Raw genomic sequence first — 8056 nt, forward strand, 5'->3', positions numbered from 1 at the left:
AGCGCGGTGGTTCGCGCTGCGTCCCCGCGGACGATATCCTCAAGCATCCGCATCACCCCTACTTCTGACGAGGTGCACCGTGCCCACCGGCAAGGTCAGATTCTACGACGACGACAAGGGCTTCGGCTTTCTGTCCAGCGACGAGGGACAGGACGTCTATGTCCCTCGCTCAGCGCTTCCCCAGGGTGTGACGACGCTGGAGCGTGGCGCCAGGGTCGAGTTCGACATCGTCGCCGGCAAGCGTGGCGACCAGGCGCTGCAGGTGCGCCTGCTCGAGCCCGCACCGTCGGTCTCGCGCGGGATGACCCTGCGCGACCGCAAGCCGGCTGACGAGATGATCGTCGTGGTCGAGGATCTCATCACGCTTCTGGACCAGACGTCGACCACCCTTCGCAAGGGGCACTACCCCGACCGCACACACGGTGCGATGATGGCCAAGGCGCTGCGGGCCGTCGCCGACCAGTTTGAGGCGGGCAACTGACCGTGGCAGCCCCCAAGACCGATGCCGTCCTGACCGCCGCTGTCGAGGTCGCGCGCGAGGCAGCCCTCGCGATCGCTGAAGGGGACACAGTCGGTGAGCACCTGAGCGCGGAGTTGGAAGACGACCGTTTGGTCACTCACTCCTTTGCGTGCACGGCCTCGGCCTACCCGGGCTGGCGCTGGGCCGTCACTCTGGCTCGCTCCCCGCGGGCGAGGAAGGCGACGGTCAGCGAGGTCCATCTCCTGCCCGGCGCGGGAGCCCTGCTCTCACCGGGGTGGCTGCCGTATGCCGAGCGCTTGGCCCCCGGCGACATCGGCCCTTCCGACCGCACGCCTTATGTCGACGCCGACCCTCATCTGGAGGCCGGGTTCGAGGCCACCGGGGAGGAAGACGTCGACCAGATGGCGCAGTGGGAGCTCGGCCTCGGCCGCAAGCGCGTGCTGTCCGCCGAGGGCCGCGACGCCGCCGCCACCCGTTGGTACGAAGGTGACCACGGTCCGGATAGCGAGACCGCGCGCAAGGCTCTCCAGCCGTGCTCCACCTGTGGCTACTTCCTGCCGATGGCTGGCGCGCTGCGCTCGACCTTCGGCGTGTGCTCCAACGAGTGGTCGCCGGCTGATGGCTCGGTCGTCTCGCTGACCTTCGGCTGTGGCGCGCACAGCGAGGTCGACGTCGAGAAGCGCGAGCCCGACCGCATCGAGCCGCCCGTGCTGGACGACGACGGCGAGATCGAGTTCGTCGAACGCTGAAGCGCTCAGCCCTGCATCCTCCGTGCGGCGCGATAACCGAGCGCGCCGAGGACGATCCCAGCGACCGGGACCCACACCCACCAGGTGCGCTCGTCAGCCCGCGGTAGCACCAGCAGCACGACGAGCGCCAGCGCCCAGGCCAAGATGCCCCACCGCACCAGCGTGGCGGTGCGCAGCGGCGCAGGCGGAGGCGGCACCTCGGGCGTGCCGGGCGCCGCGTGACCTCCCCCGCGAGGTTCCTCCTGCTCCATACCTGCACCTTAACGGCGTGCCTGTCCGCACCCGGAATAGTTAACTAAGATAAGGAGTTAGGCTAACGAAGTTGTCTGCTCGCCCTCTCTCCGAAGCCCCGATGCCCACGCCCTCCAGACCTGATCCCATTCGCACCCCGAGCCAGCCCGACCCGGGGTGCTCCCGCCCGGCCACGCCCTCCCCGGCCGAGGCTGACAAGAGTGTCGCCGACCTGGCCCACGACCTGCGCGCCGCGTGCATGCTGGTCACCCGCCGCGTGCGCTATGAGGCCGACAACGCCCTGGCCCCGCACCTGGTCAGCATCCTGGCGCGACTCTCTCGCGAGCCGCGCACCGTCGGTGAGCTGGCCGCCATCGAGCAGGTGAGCGCGCCCAGCATGAGCCGCTCCGTGGCGCACCTGCACGAGCTGGGGTATGTCGACCGCTCGGCCGACGAACGCGACGGTCGCCTGGTGCGGCTCTCGTTGACCGCGGAGGGTGCGGACCTCATCCACGCTGAACGGCTCCGCCGCGACCGGTGGATGATCTCCCGCATGGAGGACCTCGCACCAGAGCAACGCCAGGTGTTGCGTGAGGCGACCGTCCTGCTCGAGACGGTGCTGGACCGATGAGCACCATGTTTAGCGCGCTCAGCGTGCGCAACTATCGCATCTACTTCACCGGTGCGCTGATCTCCAATATCGGCACCTGGATGGGACGGGTCGCCCAGGACTGGGTCGTGCTCACCGAGCTGAGCGACAACTCGGCCACCGCGCTGGGCATCGTGACTGGGCTCCAGTTCCTGCCGATCCTGCTCTTCACCCCGATCGCGGGGGCGATCAGCGACTCCTTCTCCAAGCGCAACATCATGCTCGTCAGCCAGTCGCTGATGGGCATCTTTGCGCTCATCACCGGGCTGTGGGTGCTGTCCGGAGGCATGGTGCTGTGGCAGATGTATCTCATGGCCTTCCTTTCCGGCCTCGCTTCTGCGCTAGACGCCCCGTCCCGACAGGCCTTCGTGTCCGAGATGGTGCCGCGTGATCGGGTGGCCAATGCCGTGGGCCTCAACAGCGCGTCCTTCCACTCGGGCCGCCTCATCGGCCCGGGGACGGCCGGCCTGATGATCGCCGCGGTCGGCACCGGACCGACGTTGATCGTCAACTCCTTCACCTTCGTGGCGGTGCTCATCGCGCTCCTGATGCTGGACCGCGCGGCGCTCACGGGCGGTCCCGACCGCACCAAGCCGCGTGGCAAGGTCAGCGAGGGGCTGGCCTACGTGCGTCGGCGACCCGATTTGATCCTCATCATGGTCATCGCTTTCATGCATGGGACGTTCGGGCTCAACTTCCAGCTGACCAACGCCCTGATGTCCACCGAGGCCTTTCACAAGGGGGTGACCGACTACGGCATCACCGGCTCGGTGATGGCCATCGGCTCGCTGGCCGGTGCCCTCCTGGCCGCCCGGCGGGAGCGCCCGCGATGGCGTCTCCTGCTGGGCTCGCTCTTCCTCTTCTCCTTCTTCACGCTCGGGGTGGCGCTGGCGCCGACCTTCACCATCTTCCTGGTGCTGCTGGTCCCGACGGGGTTGACCGCGATGACCGTCATGGTCAGTGCCAACGCGATGATCCAGCTGACCACCGACCAGGCCGTCCGGGGTCGCGTCCTCGCGCTCTACATGACCGTCTTTATGGGTGGCACCCCCCTCGGGGCGCCCTTCATCGGCTGGGTCGGCGAGGCGTTCGGTGCCCGATGGACAGTGTTGATGGCTACGATCGCCTGCGGGCTCACCGCCGTCGTGGCGACCATCTACGTCATGCGGCACGACAACCTGCGCCTGCGGCTACGCGCCAGCTGGACCCGTCCCTTGGCCCTCGAGCGTGGTGCCGTGATCGAACCCGTCCCCGAGAAGGTGAACTAATGAACGCCCACACCCGACGCATCATTGTCCTGGTGGCTCTGGCTGCCCTTCTGTTGGTGCCGCTCATGGCGACGCTGGGCTGAGCATGACTTTCACTACCAGACCGACGCTCGCGGGCACTCTGGGGATGGTCTCGAGCACGCACTGGCTCGCCTCCCAGGCAGGTATGGCGATGCTCGAGCTCGGTGGGAACGCGGCCGACGGGGCAGTCGCGGCAGGGCTCGTGCTCCAGGTCGTCGAGCCCCACCTCAACGGGCCGGGCGGTGACCTGCCCCTCATGGTGGCGTCCGTGGAGGACCCCACGCCACGCGTGCTGTGTGGACAGGGTCCTGCGCCCGCCGGCGCGACCCCCGAGCATTTCCTGGCGGCCGGCCTCGACCGGGTGCCCGGCTCCGGACCGCTGGCGACTGCGGTGCCTGGTGCCTTCGAGGCGTGGATGGTCTTGCTCCGAGACAAGGGCACCATGACCGCGAGCCAGGTCGCCGCGCCAGCCCTGGGCTACGCCCTCAACGGCCATCCCATCCTCGAGCGCGTGTGCACCACGATCGGCACCGTGCGGGAGCTCTTCACCTCGCATTGGACCACGTCGGCCGACCAATGGCTGGTCGACGGCGCCCCCCCGGCGCCGGGTTCCTTGGTCACCAACTTGGTCTGGGCGCGCACCCTGCAGCGGCTGCTCGACGCAGAGTCCGCCGAGGGAGGCACGCGCGAGCAGGGGATCGATGCGGTCCGCCGGGCCTGGTCGCACGGCTTCGTTGCCGAGGCGATCGGTGCCTTTGCCCAGCGTCCCTGCCACCACGCTGGCGGCCGAGTGCTCCCCGGCGTCATCACCGCCGCCGATCTCGCCGACTTCGAAGCCACCTGGGAAGACGCAGCGGTGATTGAGTGGCACGGCCACACCATCGCCAAGACCGGCACGTGGGGCCAGGGACCTGCACTCCTGCAGGTGCTTGCGCTGCTCGACGCCGCCGGGGAGAGCGACCTGGACACCGTGGAGGGCATCCACACCCTCGTCGAGGCATGGAAGCTGGCGATGGCCGACCGGGAGGCCTGGTTGGGGGACGGGACCCCGGTGGACCTGACAGAGCTCCTCGATCCTGCGTATGTCGAGCAGCGCGCCTCGCTCATCGGGGAGCACGCCAGCCTGGAGTTGCGACCGGGGTCACCCGGTGGCCGCGAGCCGCGCGTCGCCGCCATGGCCCTCCTGGTCGATGGGGCGCTGGAGGAGGACGCGGCTGCGGGGGAGCCCACGGTGCCGCGCGTCCGCGAGGTCGCAGCACCTGCCCCGAGTCCCGATCCTGGCGACCCGGAGGTGGACCGTGACGGAGTCACCCGGGGCGACACCTGTCACGTCGACGTGGTCGACCGATGGGGGATGCTCGTTTCCGCGACGCCGTCAGGCGGCTGGCTGCAGTCTTCACCGACCATCCCCGAGCTCGGGTTCTGCCTCGGCAGCCGACTGCAGATGGCCTGGCTCGAGCAGGGTCTGGCCAGCTCTCTGGTGCCCGGGCAGCGCCCCCGGACCACCTTGACGCCGACGCTCGTCCTTCGTGACGGCATACCGATCCTGGCGTGCGGCAGCCCAGGCGGTGACCAGCAGGACCAGTGGCAGAGCGTCTTCTTGCTCCGTCTCCTCGTGAGTGGGATGAGCTTGCAGGAGGCGATCGACGCACCGACCTTCCACACGACCAGCTTTCCGGCCAGCTTCCATCCCCGTGCGACCGAGCCCGGGGTCCTCGTGCACGAGTCGCGCCTGGCGCCGCACCTGTTGGAGGGGCTGCGTGCCCGCGGGCACCAACTCCTCGACCAGGGACCGTGGTCGCTGGGGCGGATGTGCGTCGTCGCGCGTGATCCCGAGTCGGGGATCATGTCGGCCGCTGCGAATCCGCGGGGAATGCAGGGATATGCCGTCGGGCGTTGACGGCCGCCCATGATTAATGTGTTCCCTCTGTCCCCATCACCTACGGTGGGGCTCACCCCGACCAGGAGGCCTCCTTGGCTACCCCCCACCTCGCCAAGCTCGCGCTGAAGTACGGCCCGGTGGCCTACACACTGGCGCAGAAGTACGGGCCGCAGGTCGCCGAGCAACTGCTCAAGAAGGGCAGCCCGGCACGGCAGCTCGTGCACGACCAGACGGCCAAGATCAGGAGCAGGGCACGCAAGCTGGCGCTCGCGCACGCGGACACCGTCGTCGACGGCGCGCTGCAGCAGGTCTTCCACGCCGGGGACTTCTACTGGGTCGTCTTCTCCCGCAACGAGCCGGTGGGCACCCATCCGCACACCAACATCCCCTATGAGACGCTGCTGCTCAATGCCGACCCGGGCAAGCGCCAGCGTCCTGAGGAGCTGCGCCGGACGATCCACCTGCCCAAGCGTCCGCGTCGATGAGCATGGAGGAGAGCCGCGTGATCCGTGACGACGGCCTGGAGTTGGGAGAGGTGCGCGTGGACTACCGCAGCGATGGGCTCGTCGAAGGCGACTGCCCGCAGGCCCCGCTAGCGATCGTGCTCGACTGGGTGGAGGCGGCCGTCGCCCGCCAGGCGGAGCGGGGCGACGTGCCCGAGCCGACCTCGATGGAAGTGGCGACCGTCGACGTCGACGGGCTGCCGGACGTGCGGACGGTGCTGATGCGTGGCATCGATGCGCAGGGCCCACAGTTCTTCACCAACACTGACTCGAGCAAGGGTCGTCAGCTGCGCGCCAACCCGATGGTCGCTTCGGTGCTGACCTGGCCGGCGATGTTCCGGGCGATCCGATTTCGGGGCCGGGCTGAGCTGCTCACCCAGGACGAGGTCACTACTTACTTCAGGACGCGGCCCTGGGGGTCTCGGGTGGGCGCGCACGCCTCCGACCAGTCCCGGCCGGCACCGGATCGGGCAGCCATCGAGACGGCATACCGCAAATGGGCGGAGCGCTATCCCGACACCGGAGAGCCAGGTGCGGTGCCCGTGCCCGCCCACTGGGGCGGCTATCGCATCGTCCCGGACCGCGTCGAGCTGTGGGCCGGGCGACGCAGCAGGTTGCACGACCGGATCGTGTGGGAGCGGATCCGTCCCGGTGGCCTGGAGGACGCAGGCGCCTGGCGCAGGTCGCGACTGCAGCCCTGACGGACCTGTCGAAGGCCCCAGCCGTCCCCGTAGGATGGCCGATGTGAGCGAGTTGATCGACACCACCGAGATGTATCTCAAAACCATCCTCGAGCTGGAGGAGGACGGTGTCGTCGCGATGCGTGCCCGGATCGCTGAGCGGCTGGGACAGTCGGGCCCGACCGTCTCCCAGACCGTCGCAAGGATGGAGCGTGACGGGCTGCTGCACCTGACGCAGGACCGACTGCTCGAGCTCACCGAGCACGGACGTCGCACGGCAGTGCGGGTGATGCGCAAGCACCGGCTGGCCGAGCGGCTGCTCACCGACGTCATCGGGCTGGACGCCGCGATGGCGCACGGCGAAGCGTGCCGCTGGGAGCACGTCATGAGCGATGAGGTCGAGCAGAAGATCCTGGACCTGATCGGCGACGCCACCACCTCGCCCTACGGCAACCCGATCCCCGGGCTGGAAGAGTTTGGTCGCGCGGCGGCCACGATCCCTGCCGGACAGCCCAGCAGCGAGCTCGGCAAGGACGGGACCAAGGTCCGAGTGACGGTCAACCGGCTCGGAGAGCCGGTCCAGGTGGATCCGGAAGTGCTCGGCCTGCTCCTGGACTCCGGCGTGCGACCCGGCGCCGAGGTGACCGTGTGGTGCGAGGATGAGCGGACGATCATTGAGTCCACCTCGCCGGACGGCGAGGCGGTCTCCCTCCCCGGCGACGTGGCGGCACACATTTTCTGTCTCTGACCCGCCGAACGCGGCGTAGCCGACGTTTGCGACGCGAGTCCCTGATGTGATCTCAGTCACTTCCACCCTGGGAGTTGGGTCAAGTGATGTGCGTTACTGCAGGTGGAGGGGGTGGGTCCCGGGGGCATCCCGGCGGGTTTTCCACAGGTTCGCCACCCGAACATGACACGGGGGCCAGCGTCTGTATAGCGTGAGAGCGCTCCTCTCCCTGGAGGAGAACCCAAGCGTGCTACCGCCTAGTCCTGTCTGCGCGCACGGGTGCCCGCACGAAACTACCGCGCGACAGGAGCGGGGGACCCAATCTTGGGGCCGCAAGGCTCCTTGGGGCGAACGGTTCGGCACCTGCCGGACCAGGGGATCTCCACCCCCAGCCCGACAGCTGACCCCGTAGGCATTTGGAGGACACCAGACCGTGATGCAACGCCACGCCCCCCGGCACCGCCGGCCCAGCCGACTGAACGAAGCCAGCACCACGTTGGCCCGAACCGCTGCAGTCGCCGCCACCTCGACCGGTCTCATCGCCGGCGTGAGCGTCGCTGCCCATGCCACCCCTTCGCCACAGGACCAGTTCCCGGGCCTGTCCGGGGCGCAGGCGCTGGTGCAGGTGGCCGAGACCGTGGCCGCCGCCGAACGCCCGGCCGTCGCCGCGAAGGCGCCGGCCAAGGTGGCCCACGCCGCGAACTTCGGCACCACGGGTTTCTCCGGGTTTGTCCCTGTGCAGGTCCAGCAGCGGACCGGGGTCGCGGCGAGCCGCACCCAGGAGCGCGTCGCCGCGGCTGAGCCGACCCAGCAGGCTGCGCCCGCGCAGCCAGCAGCTGCCGTCCAGCAGGCCGCGCCCGCGCAG

General features: G+C 69.2%; 9 protein-coding genes, 1 pseudogene and 1 riboswitch. Of the genes and pseudogenes, 9 read left to right on the plus strand and 1 reads right to left on the minus strand.

The genetic code is table 11. The features are described from left to right. Nucleotides 1-79 precede the first annotated feature (79 nt). On the plus strand, nt 80-481 hold the full coding sequence (locus Q4P07_RS03775) for a cold-shock protein (RefSeq protein ID WP_303373555.1): 402 nt from the start codon (nt 80-82) through the stop codon (nt 479-481). Between the two features lie 2 nt (nt 482-483). Next, nucleotides 484-1230 (plus strand): DUF3027 domain-containing protein, encoded by a 747-nt coding sequence (locus Q4P07_RS03780; protein ID WP_303373556.1) that lies wholly within the window; start codon nt 484-486, stop codon nt 1228-1230. A gap of 5 nt (nt 1231-1235) precedes the next feature. On the opposite strand, the gene Q4P07_RS03785 is transcribed toward Q4P07_RS03780, so the two are convergent. Next, the gene (locus Q4P07_RS03785) at nt 1236-1481 is read right to left on the minus strand and encodes a DUF2530 domain-containing protein (protein WP_303373557.1); all 246 of its coding nucleotides are present in this window, start codon (nt 1479-1481) and stop codon (nt 1236-1238) included. A 71-nt stretch (nt 1482-1552) separates the two neighbouring features. Between Q4P07_RS03785 and Q4P07_RS03790 the strand changes: the two genes are divergently transcribed. The 7 genes and pseudogenes from Q4P07_RS03790 to Q4P07_RS03820 form a co-directional block, all read left to right on the plus strand. Continuing rightward, nucleotides 1553-2092, plus strand: a complete 540-nt coding sequence (locus Q4P07_RS03790) for a MarR family winged helix-turn-helix transcriptional regulator (RefSeq protein WP_303373558.1) — start codon at nt 1553-1555, stop codon at nt 2090-2092. Then, on the plus strand, nt 2089-3378 hold the full coding sequence (locus Q4P07_RS03795) for an MFS transporter (RefSeq protein WP_303373559.1): 1290 nt from the start codon (nt 2089-2091) through the stop codon (nt 3376-3378). Before Q4P07_RS03790 ends, Q4P07_RS03795 begins: the two co-directional genes overlap by 4 nt. Nucleotides 3379-3463: 85 nt before the next feature. Then, on the plus strand, nt 3464-5299 hold the full coding sequence (locus Q4P07_RS03800; RefSeq protein ID WP_303373560.1) for a gamma-glutamyltransferase family protein: 1836 nt from the start codon (nt 3464-3466) through the stop codon (nt 5297-5299). Nucleotides 5300-5373: 74 nt separating this feature from the next. Continuing rightward, nucleotides 5374-5766, plus strand: a complete 393-nt coding sequence (locus Q4P07_RS03805) for a hypothetical protein (protein ID WP_303373561.1) — start codon at nt 5374-5376, stop codon at nt 5764-5766. Further along, entirely contained in the window at nt 5763-6485 is a 723-nt protein-coding gene (gene pdxH / locus Q4P07_RS03810; RefSeq protein ID WP_303373562.1) for a pyridoxamine 5'-phosphate oxidase, read from the plus strand. Before Q4P07_RS03805 ends, pdxH begins: the two co-directional genes overlap by 4 nt. 43 nt (nt 6486-6528) lie before the next feature. Then, on the plus strand, nt 6529-7212 hold the full coding sequence (locus tag Q4P07_RS03815) for a metal-dependent transcriptional regulator (RefSeq protein ID WP_303373563.1): 684 nt from the start codon (nt 6529-6531) through the stop codon (nt 7210-7212). A gap of 263 nt (nt 7213-7475) precedes the next feature. Beyond that, nucleotides 7476-7620, plus strand: a riboswitch (cyclic di-AMP (ydaO/yuaA leader). Nucleotides 7621-7738: 118 nt separating this feature from the next. Further along, nucleotides 7739-8056, plus strand: a pseudogene (locus Q4P07_RS03820) (hypothetical protein); the annotation flags it as partial.

Source organism: Ornithinimicrobium sp. (assembly GCF_030537745.1).
Taxonomy (GTDB): Bacteria; Actinomycetota; Actinomycetes; order Actinomycetales; family Dermatophilaceae; genus Ornithinicoccus.

Excerpts from the sequence above, each read along its gene's own strand:
- pdxH (WP_303373562.1), top strand. The coding sequence starts at position 5,763 with ATGAGCATGGAGGAGAGCCGCGTGATCCGTGACGACGGCCTGGAGTTG.
- Q4P07_RS03795 (WP_303373559.1), top strand. The coding sequence starts at position 2,089 with ATGAGCACCATGTTTAGCGCGCTCAGCGTGCGCAACTATCGCATCTAC.
- Q4P07_RS03800 (WP_303373560.1), top strand. The coding sequence starts at position 3,464 with ATGACTTTCACTACCAGACCGACGCTCGCGGGCACTCTGGGGATGGTC.
- Q4P07_RS03785 (WP_303373557.1), bottom strand. The coding sequence starts at position 1,481 with ATGGAGCAGGAGGAACCTCGCGGGGGAGGTCACGCGGCGCCCGGCACG.